The organism is Sphingomonas sp. SRS2, assembly GCF_000971055.1.
Lineage (GTDB): Bacteria > Pseudomonadota > Alphaproteobacteria > Sphingomonadales > Sphingomonadaceae > Rhizorhabdus.
The window spans coordinates 17482-40701 of sequence record NZ_LARW01000058.1 but is presented as its reverse complement, the minus strand read 5'-3'; the positions used below and the strand labels follow the sequence as shown (position 1 = coordinate 40701).

Genomic DNA, 23220 nt, shown 5'->3' with positions numbered 1-23220 from the left:
CCATGTCCAGCTATGAAGACCGTCTGAAGGCGCTCCGCGAAGAACTCGCGCGCCGCAAGCTCGATGGATTCGTCGTCCCCCTGACCGATGAGCATATGAGCGAATATGTCGGCGCCTATGCGCAGCGCCTCGCCTGGCTGACTGGCTTCCAGGGCTCGGCCGGCTCGGCGGTGGTGCTGCCCGCCGAAGCCGCGATCTTCGTCGACGGGCGCTATACGCTTCAGGTCCGCGAACAGGTCGATGGCCAGCATTGGAGCTATCAGTCGGTGCCCCAGACCAGCACCGCCGACTGGCTGGAGGCGCACGCCCCCGATGGCGGACGGATCGGTTATGATCCCTGGCTCCACACCCGGACCTGGGTGATCGCGGCGCAGAAGGCACTGGCGAGCAAGGGCGCTGAGTTGGTCGCGGTCGATACCAACCCCGTCGACACCGTCTGGCCTGAACGGCCTGCGCCGTCGGCGGCGCGGCTGGTCGTCCAGCCCGATGAGCTGACCGGCAAGAGCTCGGCGGCCAAGCGCGCCGACGTTGCGGACTGGCTGACCGCGAAGAAGGCGGATTCGGCAGTCCTCTCCGCGCTCGATTCGATCGCCTGGGCGTTCAACATTCGTGGGCAGGACGTCGACCGGACTCCTGTGGCGCTTGCCTATGCCGTCGTCCATGCCGATGCGACCGCCGATCTCTATGTCGCCCCCGACAAGATCGACGACGAGGTTCGCGCGCATCTTGGCAACGGCGTGCGGCTGCATCCACGCGAGGGGTTCGAGTCCGCGCTCAAAGCTATGGCGGGCAAGACCGTCGCGGTCGATCCCGAGCGGGCGGTGGCCGCTATCTTCGAGGCGCTGGCGGGCGGCGGCGCGGCGCTGATCGAGGCGCGCGACCCAGTAGTGTTGCCGAAGGCGATCAAGAACGATGTCGAGGTAGCCGGGCACAAGGCGGCCCAGGCGCGCGACGGCGCGGCGCTGAGCCGCTTCCTCCACTGGCTGTCGGTTGAGGCTCCCGGGGGCGGGCTCGACGAACTGACCGCATCCGACAAGCTTCAGGCCTTCCGCGCCGAAACCGGGCTGCTCAAGGATTTGTCGTTTGACACCATCTCCGGCGCTGGACCCAATGGCGCCGTCGTCCATTACCGGGCTAGCGAGGAGACAAACCGCAAGCTCGAGCCGGGCTCGCTCTACCTCGTCGACTCCGGCGGGCAATATCAGGACGGCACCACCGATGTGACCCGTACCATCGCGGTCGGCACGCCCACTGCGGAGATGCGGGACCGGTATACGCGGGTGCTCAAGGGTCATCTCGCGATCGCCCGCGCAGTCTTCCCGAAGGGAACGCGCGGCGGCCAGCTCGATATCCTAGCGCGGCAATATTTGTGGGCGGCCGGGCTGGATTATGCCCATGGCACCGGCCATGGCGTCGGCGCTTATCTGTCGGTGCATGAAGGACCACAGCGGATAGCCACCTTCGGCGGTGGCGACGAACCGCTCCAGCCGGGCATGATCCTCTCGAATGAGCCGGGCTATTACAAGGCGGGCGAGTACGGCATCCGCATCGAGAATCTCATCCTCACCGTCGAACAGGATCTGCCGGATGCCGAGAAGGATATGCTCGGCTTCGAGACCCTGACCTTCGCGCCATATGAGCGCGCGCTGATCGATGTCTCGATGCTCGATGCCGGGGAGGTCGCCTGGGTCGACGCCTATCATGCCAGGGTGCGCGGGATCGTGGGGCCGCAGCTTGAAGGGGAGGCGGCGGACTGGCTCGTCCGGGCCACTGCGCCGCTGCTTGAAAGCGCGACCGCACAAGCATAAAAATCCTTTGTCCGGGCAGGTGAGTCGTTGCCGGTACGGGTTGGGCTGTTGGCCCATGTTGCGGGGCACAGGGGATTGGGCTGACGAGCATATGATGCCGTGGCGCCGGATGACGGCTCGTCTCATGGTTGCGCCGATGGTCTGGCTGGCTGTCGGTGGCGCAGCCCCCTTGTGGACGCCACAGGATATCAACGACCGGCTGCTGGCCGCGCACAATGCCGAGCGGGTGCGCCTTGGCATCCCGCCGCTGAAATGGAGCGAAAGGCTTGCGCGCCAGTCGCGCGAATGGGCGTTGCAGCTCACCCTGATCGAGGGGCTCGAGCATAGCGATACCGCCGACTATACCGACGCGATCGATGGCGAGGAGGGTGAGAATCTCTGGCGTGGCACCCGGGGCTATTACACGCCCGAGCAGATGGTGAATCTGTGGGTCGACGAGCGCAAGATCTTCGTCAACGGCCCGTTTCCACGCAACAGCACCACTGGTCAGTGGCGCGACGTCGGCCATTATACGCAGCTCGTCTGGCGATCGACTACCGAAGTCGGCTGCGCGATCGCCGCGAGCGCGGAGGATGAGGTGCTGGTGTGCCGCTATCTCGAAGGCGGCAATGTGATCGGCGAAAAGCCCTACTGATCGGCTTTGTCGGCGGCCGGAGGCGAGTCCGCCGTGGCCCGCGCCTGGGCCTTGCGGCGGTGCAGATTGGCGCGCAGCGCCTCGGCAAGGCGCGCGGCGCGATCGTCGGCTGGTTTGGCGTCGCCCTTCTTCATTGGAGGATCGATAACCATATCGCACCACAATCGGCAAGCTGCCTTGACGCCAGCCCCGGCATTGTCCATAGGCCCCCGACACCGCCGGGACGAACATCCCGGCTGCCCGCTAATCGCAGGCAATGCTGCCGTAGCTCAGTGGTAGAGCGCATCCTTGGTAAGGCTGAGGTCGTGAGTTCAATCCTCACCGGCAGCACCATTTTTCAGAAGCTTAGAGTGAAGCTTGGCCCTCCGGGCACCCGCTGTCCGCGAACAGCCACCTGAAAAATATGACAGCCGCGACGGCCCCCGAGATTTGACCTGCCAGGAATAAAGAGACCGACGTTGGTGCGATGCCGGAGAAGCTGTTCGACAGGCTGCGCGCGATCGTCACCGCGGGGTTTGCGAACGAAGTCGATGCGGTGAACCAATAGGCGGCGGTGATGTAGAGGCCGATCGCGGCGGGCGTTTGCTCCGGACGGGAGCGGCGCATGCCGAATATCGTTCCGATCAGCCCGAACGTCGCGATCATCTCGGAAAAGCCCTGCGCTGGGCCGGCGCGCACTTTGTACGACAGCTGGATCAACGGCTCGGCAAACATGGCGTGGGCGGTCCAGACGCCGAGCACCGCCCCAATGCACTGTGCGGCGATGTAGAAGCCAGCTGTCCGAGGCGCGACCTCCCGATGAAACGCAAAGGCGAGCGTTACCACCGGATTGAAATGCGCGCCGGATATCGGACTGAAGACATGGATCAGCACGATCAGCCCAGCGCCGGTCGCGATGCTGTTGCCCAGCAGCGCGATGGCCTCGTTGCCGCCGGACAGGCGCTCTCCCATGATGCCGGAGCCGACGACGATCGCCAGCAGGAACGCCGTGCCGATGCCTTCGGCAACGATATGCCGGATCATGCGCGGGCGGGTTCGTCGCGGGTCTGGCCGATATCGTCCATCTGGCGCTTGATCGCCATGCGGCCGAGGCTTTCGACCGGCAGGCTGGCGAACAGTCCGATACGATTGCTCAGCATCCGGTACGTGTCGGCAAAGGCCAGCGCGACCATCGGGTCCGGGCCTTCGACAGCGGCGGGATCGGGGACGCCCCAATGCGCCTGAACGGGTTGCCCCGGCCATATCGGGCAGATTTCCCCCGCCGCATTGTCGCAGACGGTCATGATGAAATCCAGCTTCGGAGCGCCCTGCACGGCGAACTCTTCCCACGACTTCGAACGCAACCGCGATATGTCATGATCCAGGCTGGCGAGCAGTTGGATTGCGTGCGGATGCACTTCGCCTTTTGGCATCGAACCCGCCGAATAGCCGACAAACCTGCCATTGCCGACGCGGTTCATGATGGATTCGGCGAGGATCGACCGGGCCGAATTGCCAGTGCACAGAAACAGCACATTGTAGGGCGCGCTCATGCGTCGAGTGCCTCAGGCGTGGGCGTGGAGCATCTGGACTGATCCGCGATGTCGATCAGCGGGGCGCAAATCTCGGGACGCCCGCCGCAGCAGTCGGATACGAGGAACTCCAGCAGATCGCGCGTGCCGGGATAATGGGCGATGTAGATGACGGACCGCCCTTCACGCCGCGATGCGATCAGCCCGGCATGGCCGAGGATCGTCAAATGGGTCGAAAGCGTATTCGGCAGCACCCCGATCTCGCGCGCGATGTCTCCCGCTGCCACGCCATCCGGCCCGGCCCGGACCAACAGGCGGAAAACAGCCAGCCGGCGTCCATGAGCCAGCGCGGACAGGGCGGTGACGGCAGTGGGCAGTTGCATCATGATCTCCATCGATTCGATAATTCGAATATCATGGAAATATAGAATTAGAAAGGAGGGCGCCGTCCAGGCGAGTTTCGATCACCACTTCGCAAAGCGTTCACTTGCTCTTGGTCACAGCGTCGATCTCCGTCGCCAGATCATCGAGACGATAGGGTTTGACCAGCAGACGCAGGCCCTCGGACGCCGCCGAAGCCGCCGCCGCGCTGTAGCCGGTCATCAGGATCGTCGGAAGCTTCGGCCATTTTTTCGCAATCACGCGCACCAGATCGAGACCGTTCATTTCCCCCGGCATCATCATGTCCGACAGAATGAGCTCGACCTCGGTATCGGCTTCGAGCCGCTCGAGAGCGGCATCGGCCGAGGCGACGCGGTCATGGTCGAAGTCGAGCTCGTCGAGCATGCCGCCGACCATCGTTGCGACCGTATCGTCATCCTCGACCAGCAGGGCGCGGCGGCGTCCTTTTCCGCCGCGCGGCGCGACTGGGGGGTGGCCCGCAGGTTTTGGCACCGCCTTGTTGGTGCGCGGAAGCCGCAGGCGCATCGTCGTGCCCTGACCCGGCTCGCTCTCAACCTCGATTTCGCCGCCTGAGGACTGGACGAAGCCATAGACCTGGCTGAGTCCCAGCCCGGTTCCCTGTCCGACCCCCTTGGTCGTGAAGAACGGCTCGAAGACTTTGCTGATCTGTTCCGGTTCTATGCCCGTGCCGGTGTCGGCGATGGCGAGGACGATTTGATCCCGCGCTCCGGGCTGGGCGTGGTTATGCGCGCTGATCGTGATCGTGCCGCCGGCCGGCATGGCGTCGCGTGCGTTGAGCGCCATGTTGAGCACCGCGACTTCGAGCTGTGAGGCATCGACCTCGACCAGCCACAGGTCCTCGGGCAGATCGAGGACGATCGCCACATCCTCGCGCAGCGACCGGTCGAGCAATGTATCCATGCCGTGGATGCGGTCGGCCAGGTCGATGACTTCGGGGTTGAGCGGCGAGCGGCGGGCAAAGGTGAGAAGCTGTTGAGTCAGTTTGGCGCCGCGATCGACGGCCTGTCTGATGCCGGTGTTGAGCCGCTTGCGTTTTTCCGGGTCGGTGGTGCGTTCGAGCAGTTCGAGCCCGCCCGATGCGACCATCAGCAGGTTGTTGAAATCATGAGCGACGCCACCGGTCAGCTGGCCCATCGCTTCCATCTTCTGCGACTGGCGCAGTGCGGCTTCCGCCTTCTCGCGGCTTTCGATCTCTGACCGAAGCCGTACGAGCGAATGGCTGAGCGAGGCGTAGGCGGCGCCGAGCAGCGCCACTAGGAAAGAAGCGAATACGACGATGAGGGCGATGCCGAGATACCGCATCGCGCGGCGCAGGCCGCTCTCGATCGATGACCGCATGTAAACAGTGCCGATCCGGCTGCCATCCTGCGCGACCGCGGCGGTGACGATGAGGTCGCGGCCCTGGAAGGCCGGGGTCGTCAATCGACCGGTGGGGGGCAGGGCGGCGCCGGGCTGCGCGAAGCCCGCCACCAGCTTGCCATGTTCGTCATAGGCCGCCGCCGCCTGGATCGCGGCATCGGCGCGGAAGGCGTGCAGATATTCGCGAATGGCGTCATTGTCGTCAAAGGCGAGCGGCGCGGCGAGGCTGCTGGCCAGGATGTTCGCCTGGACGGTCGCCTGGCGCAGCTTTTCGGACTTGCCGAGGCGATCATTCTGAATCGCCAGGAACAGCGCGCCTATCAGCAGCGCCACCGCTATGAGCAAGGCGCCGAGCGGGCTGGCCGTCAGCCTGCGGGCGAGGCGATCGAAGAAATCGGGTATGGGTTTCATCGGGCCACCGTTACAGCCAGCCCCAGCAGCTTCGAACTGATGGAAAGATGCGCGGCCCGCGCCGCGCCGTTGTCGATCTCGAATCGAACCCGGCCCGCCTGCCGCACGAACCGGATCATGCCTCCGTCGATGCCCGCGCTCTTGTCGGTTATGGTCAGGACGGGCTGGCCGGCCACATGGTTCAGCATGGTGTCGGAAGGCCCGGCTCCGACGAGGAGGATATGGCAGCCGCCGGCCGGTGGGGACTCTCCGATGCGCCGGATCTGCATCGGCCGGCCACGAACCTTCTGCGCGCGGGCGACCTCTTCAAGGACCGGGCCAAAGGCGTCACGACCGGCGACGCAGATCGTGAACGGGCTTGCCGGTGAGGCGAAGGCGGCTGCCGGCCACTCGACGAAGGGCGCGAACTTGGTGATGTAGCTAGCCTTGATCGCCTGCTCGAGCGGCGCCGGCGCGGCCGCCGGCACGGCGAGGGCCAACCCGCCCCCCAAGAGCAGGGCTACGGCTGGATATAGCCGTCGCAACAGGGGCGCGATGCCGCTCAAATGTGCCATTTCAGGGCGGCGAAGACGCTGCGCGGCACCGCGCTGGCCTCGGTGACCGGCAATTCGCGATGCCTCTTGTGGAGCAGATTGAAGCCGGAGACCGAGAATTCCGCCTGCTGACCGATCATATAGCCGATGCGCGCGCCCATCTCGACATAGCCAGAAACGCGCGGGTTCGGGAGGCTGCTGACATAGCGCAGATCGGCGTCCAGATTGATCCGCGTCCCGATATCCATCGACGATCGCAGCGTGATGCGATGCTTGGGATCATTGCCCACCTGGCCGACATCGAGCAGTCCGCTTGCGCCGGGCTTGAAGCGGAAGCGCTGGATCAACAGGCTGTAGCCCGGCTTTATCCGCCACCAGTCGGCGACACGCAGATCGGCCCAGCTGTCGAAGCCGTAGCTATGACCCTTGATCCCGTTACCCCACTGCAACGGCAGGAAGCCCCCGGGGGCGGGCTCGATCGTGCGCAGGTCGTCATAGACATTGTAGAATCCCGATACCGACAGCGAGGCACGCGACGATGCGATCAGCCGGCTGCCGGCTTCAAAGGCGGTCAGCTTCTCAGAGCGGAAGCTCGACGGGCCGATCAGAAAGTCGACGCCGCCCAAGCGTTCGACGACATCGCGGTCGAACGGCGTCGGGGAACGTACTGCGCGCGAGACCGCGCCCCACAAGAGCCAGCGGGCATCGGGTTTCCACGACAGCCGCGCGCTGGGCAGCAGCACCGCGCCCGAATAGGGATCCTTTTCCAGCTTGAGACCTGCGATACCGGTGAGCGTCGGCGCCAATTCGATGCTGTCCTGCATGAAGATATTGGCGAGGAAGAGCGTCCGCTTGGCCGGAGCAAAAAAGATGCTCTGATTGCCGACGATGTCGTAACGGGCAACCCGCGCTCCGCCGCCCCAGACGATATCGTGCCGCTCGCCGATAGCGATGCTGTGCTGGATGTCGATATCGCCCGTGTCGACGGTGAAGCTGCCGCCACCATTGCGCGTCTTGCGTCCGGCGCGGTCATAATAGGCCTGCACCTGCAGCGAGGAGGTCGCCCCGTCGCGGTTCCAGCGCGCCAGGATGTCGCGGCCATGGATTTCCTCGCGCGGCGCGGCATTCTGGCCGCGCGCGCCGCGATAGCCGTCGCCCTGCACCATGAACCGGTCGATATCGGTCGGGGTCCAGTCGACCTGGAATCCGCCCTGAATGCGCCAGCTGTCGTTGTTGATCGTCTTGCTGCTGTCGAGGTTGCGGTGCCCCTTGGCGTAGAGCCGATAGTTGATCGTGTCGCCGATCCGCCCGCCATAGCGCAGCCCGGCGTCGCGGGTCCGGTTGCCGACTACACCGGTCGCATATAGTCCCTGTGTCGCCCCGGCAGGGCGCGTGATAATGTTGATCACGCCATTGACGGCGTTCGCACCCCACAGGGTCGCGCCCGGGCCGCTGATCACCTCGATACGGTCGATATCCTCGGGCAGCAGGTCCTGCATGTCCCAATAGACGCCCGAATAAAGCGGCGTGTACACGCTGCGGCCATCGATCAGGACGAGCAGTTTGTTCGAGAAATTCTGGGCTCCCGCGTTGCCGCTCAGCCCGCGGGCGGTGACGATCAGTCCGCCCTGGCCGCCGCGCATGACCTGAAGATTGGGCGCGAGGCGCAGCATGCCGGGCAGGGTGATATTGCCCGACCTGACGATGTCGTCATGCGTGATGACATAGATCGAAGCCGGTGCGTCGGAGAGCGTCCCGGCGGATTTGGTGACCGAAGAGACGTCGAAGTTCGCGAGGTCGTTGATCGACATGTCGCGCAGTTCTTCGATGCTCTGTGCATTCAGCCCGCCGCACGGCCCCAACACTGCCATCGCCCACAGGCTCGTGATCGCCGCATTGCGCTTGATACCCCGTTCCATAACCCCCCTTTAGCCGACACGCGCCGAGCTGCGCGAGACGCATGACAAAAAAATTAGTTCCTGGTTGTGACGCTGCATTCCAGCGTGCGAGGTCGCGGTCGCTCGAGCCCCGGGAACCGGCATTGGGCGTTCGCAAGCTTTGGGAGAAAGCCAAAGCGGATCATCGAAATGCCGCATCGTATGGCGGCAGATCGGCCCACTCGTCCAAGGATGGAAAGCCGGCTGCCAGCCAACGAAAACGTCCTGAGATTTTTTGGGGCGTTTTTCGGGGTGTTAAAGGGCTGTTAGGAAGGCTTTAAGCCAGCTTTTGCCGGAAAAAGGCAATGGTGCGATCCCATGACAGCGCGGCGGCTTCGGCATTGTAGCGCGCCGCCGAGCTGTCGTTATGGAAGGCGTGCTGCGTGCCAGGATAATCGAAGCGCTGCACATCGGCCTTCGCGGCATTGAGCGCATCGACCCACGGGGTTGCGCCGGCATTCACGCGGTCGTCGGTTCCTGCATAATGGAGCATCAGCGCGCTCCTGACCTTAGCGGCTTCGGACGGCGGCGGCGGCGGACCATAATAGGCGCAGGCGGCTGCCAGTGTGGGGCCGGAGGCGACCGCGAGCCGGTTCGCCATCGCGCCGCCCCAGCAGAAGCCGACGACGCCGACCTTGCCCTTGAGCAGCTTGTCGGCGGCAAGGAAGTTCACGGTTGCGACGCCATCGGCGGTAGCGGCGGACAGGTCCAGCGCGCCGATCATCTGCCGCGCCTTGTCCTCGTCGGCGGGGGTTCCCCCGACGGGCGCGAGGAAATCCACCGCGAGGCCGACGAAGCCCGCAACGGCGAGCCGCCGCGCGACATCCTTGGTATAGGGCTGCAAACCGCGATTCTCGTGGACGACGATCACTGCGGCGGGTTTCTTCGCATGCTTTTTCGGGATCGCCATATAGCCGAACAGCTGACGGTCATCGGCGCCCTTCCAATGGACCATCTTCGTGTTCAGCCGCTTATCGTCCTCGGCGATCACCGTAGCGGCGGCGGGGCTTGCGGCGATCGATGCGATCAGCACCTGCGCGGCGGTGGCGCTGCCTGCGAGGCGGGTCATGTCCGCCATGAAGGCCCGGCGGTCCTGCGTGCCATGGGTGAAGCGATCATGAAGCGCAATCGCGCGGGCCTTGAGTTCATTCTCGTCGATCATCTCGATTCCCCTGACTTCATAGGGCTTTAGTTTCCTGTCGTGACCGGGGGCGGTGCGGCAGGTGCGGGCGGTGGCGGCAGTGCGATCAAGGGCGACGGTGTCGCGGCGGCGGCTGGTGCTTCGGGCTCTTCGACCGCCGGGCGCGGTTCCGGTTTCGTCGTGGTGACGATCGCGCCGCCATCCCGTGGCATGCCGCCGGCATCGCCGGTCGCGGCATCGATCGCTGTGATCTGCGCCGATCGGTCCACGGGCAGCGCGTAATCGTCGATGCTGGTCGCGATCTGCGGCTCGCCGACGGCCCCGGCGTCGGTCGATGCCTCCTCCTTGCCGCAGGCGGAGAGCGTCAGCAGCGCAGTGGCGATCAGGAAGGGTCGCAAGATCATCTCATATCCCATGATAGGCGCGGAACCAGTCGACGAAGCGCGGAACGCCTTCGGCGATGCTGGTGGTCGGGTGGAAGCCCAGATCGCGTTGAATGGCGCTGATATCGGCAAAGGTCTCGCGCACGTCGCCGGGTTGCATCGGCTTCAAGTCACGGATCGCGGGTTTGCCGCAGGCGGCCTCGATCGTCGCGATCAGCGTGGTCAGCTCTTCGGAGCGATGGTTGCCGATATTGTATACAGCATGGGGGCCATGGCTGCCTCCGGCCTTTTCCACCCCGTCATCGGCAGGCGCACGATCGAGCGCGGCGATCACCCCGGTGACGATATCGTCGATATAGGTGAAGTCGCGCCGCATCTCACCGCCGTTGAAGACCTGGATCGGCCGTCCTTTCAGGATCGCATCTGTGAACAGCCACAGGGCCATGTCGGGCCGGCCCCAGGGGCCATAGACGGTGAAGAAACGCAGCCCGGTCTGCGGCAGGCGATAGAGATGGGCATAGGTTTCGCTCATCAGCTCATCGGCCTTCTTGGTCGCGGCATAGAGCGAGACGGGATGATCGACTCGGTCCTCGACCCGGAAAGGCAGGCTGTCGTTGCTGCCATAGACCGAGGATGACGAGGCGTAGACGAGATGCCTGGAGCCGCGATGCCGGCCCAATTCGAGCATGTTGAGATGGCCGAGCAGATTGCTTTGCGCATAGGCGCGGGGATTTTCGATCGAATAGCGCACCCCGGCCTGTGCGCCGAGGTGGATGATCCGGTCGAACTCGACCCCATCCAGCGCGGCTTCGAGCGCCGCGTGATCGGCGAAATCGCATTGGATAAAGCGGAAGTCGCCGCCCGCCTTTTCGACATGCGCGATCCGGTCCTGCTTCAGGCTGACCGGGTAATAATCGTTGAGATTATCGATCCCGATCACCGCCTCGCCCCGCGCGAGCAGGCGCAATGTACAGTGCATGCCGATGAAGCCGGCGGCGCCAGTAACCAGGATCGTCATGGCGACACCCTAGAGCCTGATCGTCGGAGGTGGAAGCGCTGTGCGCTTCCGCCCGGCGGCGTGAATCAGGCTCTGACGGGATAGCGGCGACTTTGATTCACGCTTCAGGCCAATCAGCCTGAAGCGATTGAGGTACTGGCTTTTGGAAAAGCTGTCTTCAAGGCTTCCCATTGCCCGGCGATGGCTTTAATGGCCGCTGACCACGCGATGCTGGGGCGTCGCCAAGTGGTAAGGCAGCGGCTTTTGGTGCCGCCATTCGCAGGTTCGAATCCTGCCGCCCCAGCCAATTTCCCGCCTGCGTCCAACCGATCGGGCGAACGCGATCAATCTCGCAAGAACAGCTCTGCCGCCGCGTCGGCGATCGCGTCGCGATCGAGACGATAGGTTCGGTAGAGGTCGGGCAGATCCCCGGTCTGGCCAAAGCGGTCGAGGCCCAGCGGGCTGACCTTCTGACCGCGCACGCCGCCGATCCACGACAGTGCGGACGGGCTGCCGTCGATGATCGTAACGAGGCCCGCATCGGGCGACAATTCGCGCAGCAGTGATTCGACGTGCGAACGCTCGCCGGCGGCGCCTGCTTCCCATCGGCCCGCTTGTCGTGCCGACCAGCCGCGATGGAGCAGGTCGGGGGAAGTGATGTTGAGCAGTCCCAGTCCGGGAATGTCCTCGACCAGATCATGATAGGCGGCGATCGCCTCGGGCGCGATGGCACCCGTAAAGACGATCGCCGCCTCCGCGCCGGGGGCTGGCCGCATCAACCAATATCCGCCCTTCAGCGCGTCCTCGTGCCACCCGTCGTCAGGGCGCTCGATCTGCTCGAGCGCGCGGGTGGTAAGCCGTAGATAGACCGAACCGCCGTCGTCGGCCTGCATATGCTCGAACGCCCAGCGCATCATCAGCGCGAGCTCGTCGACGAAAGCGGGTTCGAAATAGGTGAGGCCGGGCTGGCCCATGCCGATCAGGGGAGAGTTGATCGACTGATGCGCGCCGCCCTCTGGCCCGAGCGTCACCCCCGACGGGGTCGCGACGAGCAGGAAGCGCGCGTTCTGGTAACAGCCATAGTTGAGCGCATCGAGGCCGCGCGCGATGAAGGGGTCGTAGACAGTGCCGATCGGCATCAGCCGCGTGCCGAAGACCGGCGCGGAGAGGCCAAGCGCCGCGAGCATCAGGAACAGGTTATGCTCGGCGATGCCCAACTCGATATGCTGGCCCGCGCCATGGCCCGACCATTTCTGCGCCGAAGGGATCTTCGCGGCGTGGAAGACGTCCTTGAGCTCCTGCCGGCGGAACAGGCCGCGCTGGTTCACGAAGGCGCCCAGATTGGTCGACACGGTCACGTCGGGCGAGGTGGTGACGATCCGGTCGGCGAGCGGGTGGCCCGACTTGGCGAGATCCAGCAGGATGCGGCCGAAGGCGGCCTGGGTCGACTGCTCTTTGCCCTCGGGCGCGGGGATGTGCGGTACCGGGACGATATTGGCGGGCGCGGGGTCGGCGCGCGTCGCCAGCGGCGACTGGTCCACGAAGGCCTTGAGCGTCGCCGCCACATTGTCGCCGAGCCCGCCGAACGGCGCCCATTCGTCGCCCTCGGCGATGTTCAGGCTGGTGCGCAGCCCGTCGATCTGGGTCGGGTTCATCAGCCCGGCATGATTGTCCTTGTGGCCCGCGAAGGGCAGGCCATAGCCCTTGACCGTATAGGCGATGAACATCGTCGGCTTGTCGTCACTGGCCTGGGCGAAGGCGTCGAGCAGCGTTTCGATGCAATGCCCGCCGAGATTGGTCATCAGCCCCGCCAGCGCCTCATCGTCGAAGGTCGCGATCAGCTTGAGCGCCTGCGCCTGTCCCGCCAGGTCGGCGTTCAGCCGCGCGCGCCATGCCGCGCCGCCCTGATAGGTAAGCGCGGCGAACTCGGCATTGGGGCAATTGTCGATCCAGTCGGCGATCGCCTGGCCGCCGGGCTTGCGGAAGGTGTCGCGCTGCTTCTTGCCATGTTTCAGAGTCAGCACGCGCCAGCCGCAGGTGCGGAAGATGTCGTCGAACCGATTGAACATCCGGTCGGCGGTGGTGTGATCGAGCGACTGACGGTTATAGTCGACGATCCACCAGCAATTGCGGATATCGTGCTTGTAACCTTCGATCAGGCATTCGTAGATATTGCCCTCGTCGAGTTCGGCATCGCCCATCAGTGCGATCATCCGGCCCGCATCGGCCTCGGCAAGCTCGCCATGCGCGATCAGATAATCCTGCACCAGACTGGCAAAGGCCGTGATCGCGACGCCAAGGCCGACCGAGCCGGTCGAGAAATCGACGGGAATCTTGTCCTTGGTGCGGCTCGGATAGCTTTGCGCGCCGCCGAGGCCGCGAAAACGCTGAAGCTGGTCAAGGCTCTGGTTGCCTAGCAGATAATGGATCGCGTGCAGCACCGGCCCGGCATGCGGCTTCACCGCCACCTTGTCGTTCGGGCCGAGCGCGTGGAAGTATAGCGCCGCCATGATCGCGGTAATCGAAGCGCAGCTTGCCTGATGTCCGCCGACCTTCAGCCCGTCGCGGCTGTCGCGCAGATGATTGGCGTTGTGAATTGTCCATGACGACAGCCAGCGCAGCCGCGTCTCGAGAGTCTCGATCGCGGCTACGACCGATGGATCCCGTGGCTTAATGTCGTGCAGCATGGTCGCGTCCCTCAGGTGTGATGCTGCCCCTGATAACCTATTGATTGATTTCGTTCATTGCGAAGATAGCTGCGTTATCCTATCTGATTGGCATAAAATATCTGCGGATCGGCAAAGTGGAGCGGATTATTTCAAATTATACGATAGATGCGATAGATCAGCGGATCCTGTCGGAACTCCAACAAGATGGCCGGATCACCAATCATGATCTCGCGGGTCGGGTCGGCCTGTCGCCGAGCCCGTGCCTCCGCCGCGTGCGTCAGCTCGAGGGGGCGGGGATCATCCGCAACTATGTCGGGCTCGTCGATCCCGCTGCGGTCGGCTTGCAGGTCACGGCATTCGTCCGGGTGCGCCTCGATGGCCAGCACGACCGCCATCTGGCTGCCTTCGAGCAGGCCATCGCGGATTTTCCCGAGGTGATGGAATGCTATCTGATGACGGGTGAGAGCGACTACCAGCTCCGGGTGCTCGTCGCCTCGCTTGCGGAATTCGAGGACTTCCTCCGTCAGAAGCTAACCCGCATCGCCGGCCTTTCACAGGTCACGTCCAGCTTCGCACTCCGCCCCATCGTCTATCGCACCGCCATCCCGGTGGCGTCGATACGGTGATCGCGGGGCGGGGGCTGGCGTGCGCCGGGGCGTCTCCCCATATGGCTCTGCATCCACCGTCTGTTGGAGGCAGCCCGCCCGTCATGATAGCTTCAATTGCCCATCTCGGTCTCCTCGACGATGAGGATATCCAGCTCGATATCGCTGCGCTCGAACTGAGCGCGCTCGACCATGACGGGATCGACCTGGCTCCCTATGTCGCCCGGCTCGGCGATATCGAGGAGGAGCTCGGCGAGGCGGCGGGAGATGCGGCCTCCGGTGCGGAACAGGCCGCGATCCTCGCGCATATTCTGGCCGAACGGCATGGCTTCACCGGCGACAAGGCGACCTATGACGCGCCGCTCAACGCCGACATGATCCGCGTGATCGACCGGCGGCAGGGCCTGCCGGTCAGTCTTTCGATCCTCTATGTCGCCATGGCGCGGCGGATCGGCTGGTCGGCCGATGCGCTCAACACGCCCGGCCATGTCCTCGTCCGCATCGGCCCGCCCGATGCGTCGGTGGTGATCGATCCCTTCCATGACGGGATAGTCATCACGCCGACCGCATTGGTGAATCTGCTTCGCAACGCGCTGGGCGCGGAAGCGGCGGTCGAGCAGATGCATGTCGCGGCCATGACCAACAGGCTGGTGCTCGTGCGGCTGCTGCTCAACCAGGCGAACCGCGCCGAACAGGAAGGCGATGCCGGTCGGGCCCTCGTCATCTACGAACGGATGGTCGAGGTCGCGCCTTCGAACGGTCAGGGCTGGTGGGATCTCGCCAGGCTTCAGCTCGCCGCCGGCCAGATCGAAAACGCGCGGATCAGCCTGAGCGCGATGCTCGAAATCACCCGCGATGGGGACAGCCGAGCCCAGATATCTGCCGCGCTGGAGGCGATTTCGGGACGGTAGGACCGATGAAATCGCGTTAAGCCGACTAGCGCACCGTGAACAATATCTGGTCGGCGGCGCGTCCCTTCGCATCGCGCAGGATCAGCCGGTGCGCGCCGGGACCCGGCAGGACCAGCGGTTGCGCCGCGGCGGGACCGACATCGCGCCTGTCGAGGATCAGCCGATGGTTCGCGACCGCGCCGCTGACGAGGATGCGGATGCGCTGGCGATCGATCGGAATGTCGGGATCGAGTGCGTAGACGCTGCCGGATAGCGGGCTGGTGATCCGCGCGCGGCGGGCTTCGGGCGGCGCGGGGCCGAACAGCGGCTGGCCGGTGCCGCGCAGGAAATATTCGGTGCGCGGCGGCTCGATATTCCCGGCGAAACGCACAGGGCGGCTTTCGACATCGGCGGGCTTCGCCGGACGTTGCGGCGCGGCGTGGCGATGGAGCGCCAGCATCAACTCGCGCCAGACCGGCGCCGCTCCGCTGGTGCCCGACACCGCACGCATCGAATCCCCTTCGAGATTGCCGATCCACACCGCAACCGTGTACCGCGCCGAAAAGCCGATGCACCAATTGTCGCGCATCGCTTTCGACGTGCCGGTCTTCACGGCGGTCCAGAAGGGCAGGCGCAGCGCGCTGTCGAGACCGAAGGTGCCGGCCCGCGCGCCGGGATCGGACAGGATGTCGGCGGTGATCCAGGCCGCGGCGGGGGTGATCACGGCGCGAAAGGCGGCGTCCGGGTCACGTTCGATCAGCCGCGCCGCTGACCACCGCCCGCCATTTGCGAGCGTGCGAAAGGCATTGGCCTGTTCGGTCAGGGTCACCTCCGCCGAACCGAGCGCGAGTGAGAAGCCGTAATAGTCGCCCTCCTCGGTCAGTCCCTTATAGCCGATGTCCCATAGGTGATCGCGGAAGGCGTTGACCCCGACGAGCAGCAGCGTGCGCACCGCGGGCACGTTGAGCGACGCCGCCAGCGCCGATCGCGCCGAGACGGGACCCTTGAAGCCGCGATCGTAATTCTGCGGCACATAAAGGCCCGATGCGGTATCGAGCTGGACCGGATTGTCGTCGAGGATCGACCCGGCGGTGAGATAGCCGCGCTCGAACGCGGCGGCGTAGAGGAAGGGCTTCAGCGTCGAGCCCGCCTGGCGCGGCGCACCGGCGCCGTCGACCGCCGATGCGGTCGATCCGCCGCCGACCCCGCCGACATAAGCGAGCGTGTCGCCTGTCGCGTTGTCGAGGACGATCACCGCCCCATCTCGCGCGCGCTGGTCGCCCAGGCCGATCAGCTGGCGGGCGAGCGCGGCGTTGGCGATGCGCTGGATATCGGCGTCGATCGTCGTGGCGACGCGCATTCCGGGCTTGTCGAGCAGCCGTGCGGCGAGATGCGGGGCGAGACCCGGATCGATCCGCATCCGCCGCGCGCTGCCTAGCGACTGGGCCGCCAGCGCGGTGATCGCGCGGCAGTTGCCGGGAACGAGCCGGCAGGCCCGTTCCGCCACCCGTTCGGGCGGGGCCTGCGGATTGGGAAGGAGTGCGGTCAGCAGCGCCGCCTCGTCATGCGACAGCGCCGAGGGCGGCTTGTCGAACAGCTGGCGGCTGGCGGCCGTCACGCCCTGCGCCTCGCCCCGGAAGCCGGCCAGATTGAGATAGGCTTCGAGGATCTGCGCCTTCGACCAGCGGGCCTCGATCGCCATCGCCGCGCGCATCTGCCGTGCTTTCTGCCACAGCCCGCGCGATCCGGGCCGGGCGAGCTGCGGCGCGAGATAGGCGGCGAGCTGCATACTGATCGTCGAAGCGCCGCGCGCGCGCCTGCCCGACAGCGCATCGCGGATCGATCCCGCCGTCGCCAGCCAGTCGACCCCGCCATGGCTGGCGAAGCGGCGGTCCTCGGCAGCGATCACCATCTGGCGCAGCGCTGGTGCGATGTCGCCGATCGGAGCCCAGCCGAGCCGGCGCTGGCTGAAATCGACCCGACGGCTTTCGAGCAGGCGGCCTTGACGATCGTAGAGCCAGCTTTCGGTCGGCCGCCATGCCGCGCCTACCGCCTCCGGCGCGGGCATCACCGGCGGCCATGTCGCGAGCCAGAGCAGTATAAGCAGCGCGAACGGCGAGAGCAGCAGCACGCGCCGCACGACCCCGCGGGAGGGCATTCTCACTGCGGGTGAACCGAGACCATGGCATTGGGCAGCGCGGCGCGGATCTCGGGCGAATACATCGCCTGCACCCGCGTCGGAGGCAGCTGGAAGCGTCCCGGCGCGTTGAGCCGCACCGCATATTCGACGGTGAAGCGCCCGCGCGGCACCCAGGCGAAATAGCCGCGCCAGTCATCCTGGCCGCGCTCGACATAGCTTGGCTGGATGCCGTCGCCGCCGCCTGAAACTTGCGCTGCGAGCGCTGCCGATTGCCCGCCGAGGTCGCTGACGATAGTTGCGCCCGCCGGGATCGGATCGTTGACCACCACCCAGTTGCGCTCGGCCCCTGCGTCGATCGTCAGGCGGATACGCAGCACGTCACCCTTGGTGAGCTTGTTCGGATCGCGCCGCTGGATCGCACTGACCTGCCGCGTCACGCGATAGCCGGCGAAGAAGGCCTGTTTGAGCGGCACCGCCGCCGAGACCTGCACCTGCGCCCACGGTCCCGCAGCGCCCGGATGCGACAGCCGGATCGGGGCAGGGGCGCTGGGCAGCGGGAAGCGTAGCGTGACCGGCGCCGACGCAGGCCAGTTCGCGGCGCGCGACTGGCCGAGCAGGTTCAGGCTCGTCGTGCCGCTGATCGCGGTGGGTGGGTAGAGCGCGGCGAAGCGCCTGGCCGCGACCACACCCCAGGCATTGGCGGGCGTCGTGTCCCAATGGCCGCGCTGCTGGCGCAGCGACGCGCCGACGACGAGGCGGGGCAGGTCATCCTGCCAGCCGGGCCGGCCGGTGAGCACCGCGACCGCGCGGTTCGCCATCTCGTCGCCCGATGTCATCATCCACCACGGCGCGGTGCCGCTGTCGACAAAGTCGAAGCGCGATCCTTCATAGGCGATGCGGGTGCGCAGCGCCGCGTCGGCGCGCGCGATCATCGCGGGGTCCGCGCCCGGCGTGCGGGTGAGGGCGGCGAGCCAGTCGATCAGCGCCGAGCTCTGCATGTCGGCGGGGGCCATGCCGATCTGGCCCAGCAATACCGGGCTCGACGCGCCGTTGCGGGCGAGCGCCGCCAGCGCGGCGATCTTTTCCATGCGCGTGTCGGCGGACCAGGCGGTCTCGCGCGTCAGCCGCCCCTCGACCACGGCCTGCAGCGCGGCGATCAGCCGGGCCCGTTCGTTGTCGGGGAGAGCGAAGCCCGCCTCGGCGGTGATCGACAACGCATAGGCGGTCAGCGCGATCGACCCCTCGATCCGTTCCTCGGGGAAATAGCGGAGCAGCCCGTCACGATCGATATAGGCTGGCATGTCGCCCGCCAGCCGGTTCCATGCCGCCATGTCCTCGGCGACCACCGCCTTGGACAGTCTTTGCTCGAAACAGTCGAACTCATAGGCGCGCATATAGCGGCGCACGCCGTCAAGCGGCGGCGTCAGGCTGTCGGTCAGCCGGACCTCGATCCCGCCACGCCCCGGCAGCGCGCCAGCGGGCGCGGTCAGGTTGACGAAGGATTGCGGCCTGACATGCAACAGGGTGGCCGCCCAGACGTCGACCGGCACCGCGGGCACGATCGTCTGCGCGACGGTCAGCCGGTCGGCCGACTTCCCGTCGGACGATCGCGCAGCGACCGTCCAGGTCAGCTTATCGAGCCCGGCGGGGGCGTTCAGCCACCATGTCACCGACCTGGCGGCCCCGGCGGGAAGGGTGACGGTCAGCGGCTTGCCGCGCACGATCGCGGGATCGGCCGTCACCCGCGCCGTCACCGTCATTGGCCGTTCGGATCCGTTGCGCAGCGTGAAGCTCGCGCCATAGCGGTCGCCCGAGCGGACCAGCGGGGCCATCCCCGAATAGATGCTCAGATCCTGCTGGGTGCGGACCGTTGCCGCGCCCGTGCCGAAGCTGCCAGCGCCCGATGTCGCGATCGCAACCATGCGGAAGGAGGACAGGGAATCCGACAGCGGCACCGCGATCTTCGCCGTGCCTCGCGCGTCGAGGGGCACCCGGCCCTTCCACAGCAGGACGGGGCGGAAATCCTCGCGGTTGACCTGGCTCAGGTCGCCGCCGCCGCCACCGCCCGCGGCGACCGCCTTGCGCCCATAATGGCGCTTGCCGACGACCTGCATCTGCGCAGTCGAAGTCAGCACCGCGAGCGCGCGTTCGCCCATCATCGCGTCGAGCAGCTTCCAGCTATCGTTGGGCGCGAGCGCGAGCAGCGCCTCGTCGATCGCTACGAAGGCGATTTCGGCGGACCTCGGCGGCTTTCCATCGGGACCGGTGACGCGCACGGCCACCTGCGCCCGGTCGTGGACATGATATTTGGGCCTGTCGGTCGAGACATCGACCTTCAGCCGATGCGCGTCCCAGCCGACCCTGATCCGCGCCACGCCCATCCGGAAGCTCGGCTTGGCGAGATCGACCAGCGCGGTCGGCCTTGCGGCGAGGTCCTGGAAGAAGGGAAGGTTCCAGTCGCGTGCGAATTCGGCGAGCCACAGCCGCCAGCCCGCGACGCGCCCCCGCACCGCCATAACCGAAACATAGACGTCGGGCGCATAATAGCCCTTCAGCGGCACTTCGATGACAGGGTCCTTGCCCGACAAACTGGTGACGAAGCTCGACAGCACGCCTTCGCGCTCGACCGTAACCAACGCGGTCGCCGAGCGGAACGGCATGCGCACCTGGAAGCGCGCGGTGTCGGTCGCCTTATATTCGCGCTGCTCGGGAACGAGGTCCATCCGGTCGCCATTATTCCCGCCGAACCACCAGTCGCCACCCGCGAGCCACACCGATGTGACCGCACGGGTTTCGTTGCCCGCGCCGTCGCGCACTATCGCGACCGCATAGACCTCGCCCGACACGCCGGGATCGAGCTTGCAGTTCGCAAGGCCGCGGGCATCGGTGAAGACGGTGCAGCTGGGCGAGAGCCGCGTGACCTTTGCATTATTCTCATAGGCGTAGAAGCCGCCGATCAGGCGTCGGCGCGACGATAATATCTCGCGGCTATAGAGCTTTACCGAGACGCTGCGTCCCTGCACCGGCTTACCGTCGAGGTCGAGCGCGACCAGGCGGAAGCGCAGGTCGTCCTTCTTCATCAGCCAGCCGTCGGTCTTGATGCCCAGGCGCAGCGCGGCGGCGTGCAGGGTGAGGCGCTGGGTGGCGGTCAGCGTTTCGCCATTGGCGTCGGGATAATCCATCTCGACCGACAGCGTCGCGCCATCGCGGACGCTTTCGGGAATGGCTATATTGCTGCGCGCCGCGCCCTGCCGGTCGAGCGACAGCGCCAGCAACTGGACGGCGGGCAGGGGCGTCGCCATGTCGCGATTGTCGTCGTCCAGCGGAGTTACGCCCTCGACCAGCGGGATTCCGCCGAAGGTCCAGTCCTCCCACTTTTTCGGCGATGGCGTGGCGCTGTCGAAGCTCGTCCGGACCGAGACGGGCAGGTTGCCCGCGCCCCCGCCCGACAGATAGCCGACGAACAGATTGACCGGCACCGTCTTCGGGCGGACCAGCTTCTCCTTCGGCCCGGATATAGTCGCCCGCATCGTCGGCAGGCGGTATTCGTCCACCCGCACCGACTGGCCCGGATAGATGGTCGTGTCCTTGTCGACGATCACAGAAAGGTCGTAATCGCCCTGTGGCGTGCCCTTTGGTGCGGTCCAGTCGCTCAGGCCGATACCGTCGCGGCCCACGCTCAGTGGCAGGTCATAATGGGTATCCGATCCGCGATGGCTCAGCCGCAACGTCCCCTTCATCGCCATCGGCGCGAAGCCCGTCGCGACCGGACGGCGCACGACATGCTTCATATGCACCGTCTCGCCCGCGCGCATCAGCACCCGGTCGAAGATGCTGTGGAAGGTCAGCGGGCGGTCCTCCCATTCGAAGGGCAGGTCGAAATCATAGGGGCTCAGGCCATTGCCCCATTTCGTCAGCGTGAAGCTGAAATCGCCGCCTTTGCGCGCCGACACCATCAGCGGATGGTTCTCGCCTTCGCACGCGCCATAGCTTTCGGGCTGGGGCAGTTTCTGGCGCAGCAACAGCCGTCCGGTCGCGTCGCTGCTGCCGCTGGCGAGCGGTTTGCCGGTGCAGCTGTCAATGACCTGTACCGCCGCGCCCGCGACCGGTTCGCCGCTATCGAGCGCCGTCACCCAGGCGAGTGACGAACTGCGCCCCCATTTGAAATGGACCGCCATATTGGTGACGAGCGCGCCGGTCGCGACATAGCGGGTGGCGTCGCGGCCAAGCAGGGTGCGGCCCAGCGTCGGGCTCGCGACCTCGACGACATAGAAGCCGGGTTTGCTCAGCGGAATGCCGACCACTTCGAACGCCTTGCCCCTGGCGGGGAAGGCAATGCTGGTCGGCTTCAGTCCCGCCTGCTTGCCGAGCAGCGGGGTGTCGCGGGTATGGTTGGTGGCGATTTCGGTTTCGCCGCGCCGTTCATAGGAGAACTCGCTGCCCTCGGCGTCGTCGAGCCGGCGCAGCCAGGCGGCGACCTCGCCATCGGACGCGCTCAGCCGCAGTGTCTTGCCGCCCAGCGGCAGCATCCTGCCCGCCAGTTTCGCTTCGACGTTGCGGATCGTCAGCGGCAATATGCCGCCTTCCTTCGCCTCCAATATGCCGAAGGTGGCGGCGAACTTCACCAGCGGCGGCGCGGCATCGAAGCGGATGTCGAGCGGGAAGCGCCGCGCATTGGCGAGCGGCCGGTCATTCTCGTCGATCACCCGCGCGGGCATGATCAGCGTCGCCTTCGTGGCGGTCTGGTCGGCCGCCACGGTGAACTTCACGCTCGAGACGGTGGGTGACGGCGTCGCATTCTCGCTGTCGTCGAAGCCGGCCGGCGCGATCAGGCGGCCATTGGGCAGGCGAATGCGGATCGCGGCGGCGGTGGCGTGCGGCACGGGGGCGGTGAAGCGGACATAGGCCGGTTCGACCGGGCTGCATCCGGCGCGCGGATTGGTCCGCGAACATTCGAAACGCGCGGTGAACTCGTCGATCACGCGGAAGTCGAAGCGCTGGGTTTCGAGCGCGATGCGTCCGCCGCCTGTCACGCTGTTCGGCCAGACCAGCGCCATGTCCCGCCCGGGCGGCAGCGGCCGGCGACAGCGCAGCGCGACGAGATTGCGCAGATCGCTGCCCGGCTTCTTCGCGGTGTCGGGATCGAGCCCGGCCTGTTCGAGGAAATTGCGAAGCTGATAAGCATTCGACAGCCCGGTGATCAGCTTGCGCGGGACATCGCTGCCCAGCACGTCAACCGGTAGCTTCTCGCCGATACCGTCGACCGCGCAATAGACCTCGCGCGCGATTGAGGCGCGGTCGGCGGCGATGTTGGTGGCAATCAGGAAGCTCTGGTCCTGCTGGATGTTGCCGCTGTAGCGCGCCGGCAGGATGGCGCGCAGGTCGGGTGCCCCCATGTCGAGGACATAGCGGGCGGGCGGCCCCACCAGCGGACTGCCGTCGAGCCCGGCAAGATCGGCGCGCAGGGTCAGCGTGCACTTCATGCCGCCGGCCAGCGGCTTGAGGAATTCGTAGCTGTAGCTCTGCTGATCGGACCAGCGGCCCTGGCCGGCGATCGGACAGGCGATATCGAACGGCCCGCGCGCTCTCGGTTCGCCCAGCGGCACCATCTGCGTCGAGAAGCGGATCTGGAAGCTGCGCATCCCGCCGCTCTCGCTGCCGGGACTGGCGGTAACGACGCTCGGGCCGCCGCCTTGTGAGGAAGCGACCGACGCGAGCATGAGGAGCACCGGAGCAAGCCGGATCAGTACGCCGCGCATAGACTCTCCCTGAGCAGCGC

The 23220-nt window shown here is 66.1% G+C and carries 17 protein-coding genes and 2 tRNA genes; 6 read left to right on the top strand and 13 right to left on the bottom strand.

Annotated features, from left to right (window positions below):
• Positions 1 to 2 precede the first annotated feature (2 nt).
• Both WP12_RS04905 and WP12_RS04900 read left to right on the top strand, forming a co-directional pair.
• Complete coding sequence (locus WP12_RS04905; protein ID WP_046192639.1) at positions 3 to 1808, top strand: aminopeptidase P family protein; 1806 nt, start codon at positions 3 to 5, stop codon at positions 1806 to 1808.
• Between the two features lie 109 nt (positions 1809 to 1917).
• Complete coding sequence (locus WP12_RS04900; RefSeq protein WP_084690969.1) at positions 1918 to 2442, top strand: CAP domain-containing protein; 525 nt, start codon at positions 1918 to 1920, stop codon at positions 2440 to 2442.
• Here WP12_RS04900 and WP12_RS25475 read toward each other — a convergent pair.
• Positions 2436 to 2576: a hypothetical protein gene (locus WP12_RS25475; protein ID WP_200894456.1), complete on the bottom strand. Its 141-nt coding sequence runs from the start codon at positions 2574 to 2576 to the stop codon at positions 2436 to 2438. The genes WP12_RS04900 and WP12_RS25475 overlap by 7 nt on opposite strands.
• Positions 2577 to 2700: 124 nt before the next feature.
• Between WP12_RS25475 and WP12_RS04895 the strand changes: the two genes are divergently transcribed.
• Positions 2701 to 2775, top strand: a tRNA-Thr gene (locus WP12_RS04895).
• Between the two features lie 12 nt (positions 2776 to 2787).
• Here WP12_RS04895 and WP12_RS04890 read toward each other — a convergent pair.
• From WP12_RS04890 to WP12_RS04850, 9 genes are all read right to left on the bottom strand, one after another.
• Positions 2788 to 3465: an MIP/aquaporin family protein gene (locus WP12_RS04890; protein ID WP_046192638.1), complete on the bottom strand. Its 678-nt coding sequence runs from the start codon at positions 3463 to 3465 to the stop codon at positions 2788 to 2790.
• Complete coding sequence (locus WP12_RS04885) at positions 3462 to 3974, bottom strand: arsenate reductase ArsC (protein ID WP_046192637.1); 513 nt, start codon at positions 3972 to 3974, stop codon at positions 3462 to 3464. The genes WP12_RS04890 and WP12_RS04885 overlap by 4 nt, the downstream gene beginning before the upstream one ends.
• Positions 3971 to 4348, bottom strand: coding sequence for an ArsR/SmtB family transcription factor (locus WP12_RS04880; RefSeq protein WP_327196190.1), 378 nt, complete (start codon positions 4346 to 4348; stop codon positions 3971 to 3973). The genes WP12_RS04885 and WP12_RS04880 overlap by 4 nt, the downstream gene beginning before the upstream one ends.
• An 88-nt stretch (positions 4349 to 4436) precedes the next feature.
• Positions 4437 to 6146, bottom strand: a complete 1710-nt coding sequence (locus tag WP12_RS04875; protein ID WP_046192636.1) for an ATP-binding protein — start codon at positions 6144 to 6146, stop codon at positions 4437 to 4439.
• Positions 6143 to 6625: a YfiR family protein gene (locus tag WP12_RS04870; RefSeq protein ID WP_235398970.1), complete on the bottom strand. Its 483-nt coding sequence runs from the start codon at positions 6623 to 6625 to the stop codon at positions 6143 to 6145. The genes WP12_RS04875 and WP12_RS04870 overlap by 4 nt, the downstream gene beginning before the upstream one ends.
• Positions 6626 to 6687: 62 nt before the next feature.
• Positions 6688 to 8598 carry a TonB-dependent receptor plug domain-containing protein gene (locus WP12_RS04865; RefSeq protein WP_052730222.1) on the bottom strand — a complete coding sequence of 637 codons (1911 nt, stop codon included), beginning with the start codon at positions 8596 to 8598 and terminating at the stop codon, positions 6688 to 6690.
• Between the two features lie 295 nt (positions 8599 to 8893).
• A complete protein-coding gene (locus tag WP12_RS04860; protein WP_235398969.1) occupies positions 8894 to 9778 on the bottom strand; it encodes a dienelactone hydrolase family protein in 885 nt (294 codons plus the stop codon).
• 26 nt (positions 9779 to 9804) lie between these two features.
• The gene (locus WP12_RS04855) at positions 9805 to 10161 is read right to left on the bottom strand and encodes a hypothetical protein (RefSeq protein WP_152663896.1); all 357 of its coding nucleotides are present in this window, start codon (positions 10159 to 10161) and stop codon (positions 9805 to 9807) included.
• 1 nt (position 10162) lies between these two features.
• Positions 10163 to 11158, bottom strand: coding sequence for an SDR family NAD(P)-dependent oxidoreductase (locus tag WP12_RS04850; RefSeq protein WP_046192634.1), 996 nt, complete (start codon positions 11156 to 11158; stop codon positions 10163 to 10165).
• A 211-nt stretch (positions 11159 to 11369) separates the two neighbouring features.
• Between WP12_RS04850 and WP12_RS04845 the strand changes: the two genes are divergently transcribed.
• A tRNA-Gln gene (locus WP12_RS04845) sits at positions 11370 to 11444 on the top strand.
• Positions 11445 to 11481: 37 nt separating this feature from the next.
• Here WP12_RS04845 and WP12_RS04840 read toward each other — a convergent pair.
• A complete protein-coding gene (locus tag WP12_RS04840; RefSeq protein WP_046192633.1) occupies positions 11482 to 13824 on the bottom strand; it encodes a transketolase in 2343 nt (780 codons plus the stop codon).
• Positions 13825 to 13940: 116 nt separating this feature from the next.
• On the opposite strand from WP12_RS04840, the gene WP12_RS04835 reads away from it, so the two are divergent.
• A complete protein-coding gene (locus WP12_RS04835; protein WP_235398968.1) occupies positions 13941 to 14432 on the top strand; it encodes an Lrp/AsnC family transcriptional regulator in 492 nt (163 codons plus the stop codon).
• 83 nt (positions 14433 to 14515) lie between these two features.
• Positions 14516 to 15322: a SirB1 family protein gene (locus WP12_RS04830; RefSeq protein ID WP_046192632.1), complete on the top strand. Its 807-nt coding sequence runs from the start codon at positions 14516 to 14518 to the stop codon at positions 15320 to 15322.
• Positions 15323 to 15347: 25 nt separating this feature from the next.
• Here the strand turns inward: WP12_RS04830 and pbpC are convergent, their stop codons facing one another.
• Both pbpC and WP12_RS04820 read right to left on the bottom strand, forming a co-directional pair.
• On the bottom strand, positions 15348 to 17459 hold the full coding sequence (gene pbpC / locus WP12_RS04825; RefSeq protein ID WP_052730221.1) for a penicillin-binding protein 1C: 2112 nt from the start codon (positions 17457 to 17459) through the stop codon (positions 15348 to 15350).
• A 2-nt stretch (positions 17460 to 17461) separates the two neighbouring features.
• Positions 17462 to 23200, bottom strand: a complete 5739-nt coding sequence (locus WP12_RS04820) for an alpha-2-macroglobulin family protein (RefSeq protein ID WP_046192631.1) — start codon at positions 23198 to 23200, stop codon at positions 17462 to 17464.
• Positions 23201 to 23220 lie beyond the last annotated feature (20 nt).

Bases quoted from the DNA above. Each gene is read 5' to 3' on its own strand.
- WP12_RS04905 (WP_046192639.1), top strand. From the start codon at position 3: ATGTCCAGCTATGAAGACCGTCTGAAGGCGCTCCGCGAAGAACTCGCG.
- WP12_RS04900 (WP_084690969.1), top strand. From the start codon at position 1,918: ATGACGGCTCGTCTCATGGTTGCGCCGATGGTCTGGCTGGCTGTCGGT.
- WP12_RS25475 (WP_200894456.1), bottom strand. From the start codon at position 2,576: ATGAAGAAGGGCGACGCCAAACCAGCCGACGATCGCGCCGCGCGCCTT.
- WP12_RS04890 (WP_046192638.1), bottom strand. From the start codon at position 3,465: ATGATCCGGCATATCGTTGCCGAAGGCATCGGCACGGCGTTCCTGCTG.
- WP12_RS04885 (WP_046192637.1), bottom strand. From the start codon at position 3,974: ATGAGCGCGCCCTACAATGTGCTGTTTCTGTGCACTGGCAATTCGGCC.
- WP12_RS04880 (WP_327196190.1), bottom strand. From the start codon at position 4,348: ATGGAGATCATGATGCAACTGCCCACTGCCGTCACCGCCCTGTCCGCG.
- WP12_RS04875 (WP_046192636.1), bottom strand. From the start codon at position 6,146: ATGAAACCCATACCCGATTTCTTCGATCGCCTCGCCCGCAGGCTGACG.
- WP12_RS04865 (WP_052730222.1), bottom strand. From the start codon at position 8,598: ATGGAACGGGGTATCAAGCGCAATGCGGCGATCACGAGCCTGTGGGCG.
- WP12_RS04860 (WP_235398969.1), bottom strand. From the start codon at position 9,778: ATGATCGACGAGAATGAACTCAAGGCCCGCGCGATTGCGCTTCATGAT.
- WP12_RS04855 (WP_152663896.1), bottom strand. From the start codon at position 10,161: ATGATCTTGCGACCCTTCCTGATCGCCACTGCGCTGCTGACGCTCTCC.
- WP12_RS04850 (WP_046192634.1), bottom strand. From the start codon at position 11,158: ATGACGATCCTGGTTACTGGCGCCGCCGGCTTCATCGGCATGCACTGT.
- WP12_RS04840 (WP_046192633.1), bottom strand. From the start codon at position 13,824: ATGCTGCACGACATTAAGCCACGGGATCCATCGGTCGTAGCCGCGATC.
- WP12_RS04830 (WP_046192632.1), top strand. From the start codon at position 14,516: ATGATAGCTTCAATTGCCCATCTCGGTCTCCTCGACGATGAGGATATC.
- pbpC (WP_052730221.1), bottom strand. From the start codon at position 17,459: ATGCCCTCCCGCGGGGTCGTGCGGCGCGTGCTGCTGCTCTCGCCGTTC.
- WP12_RS04820 (WP_046192631.1), bottom strand. From the start codon at position 23,200: ATGCGCGGCGTACTGATCCGGCTTGCTCCGGTGCTCCTCATGCTCGCG.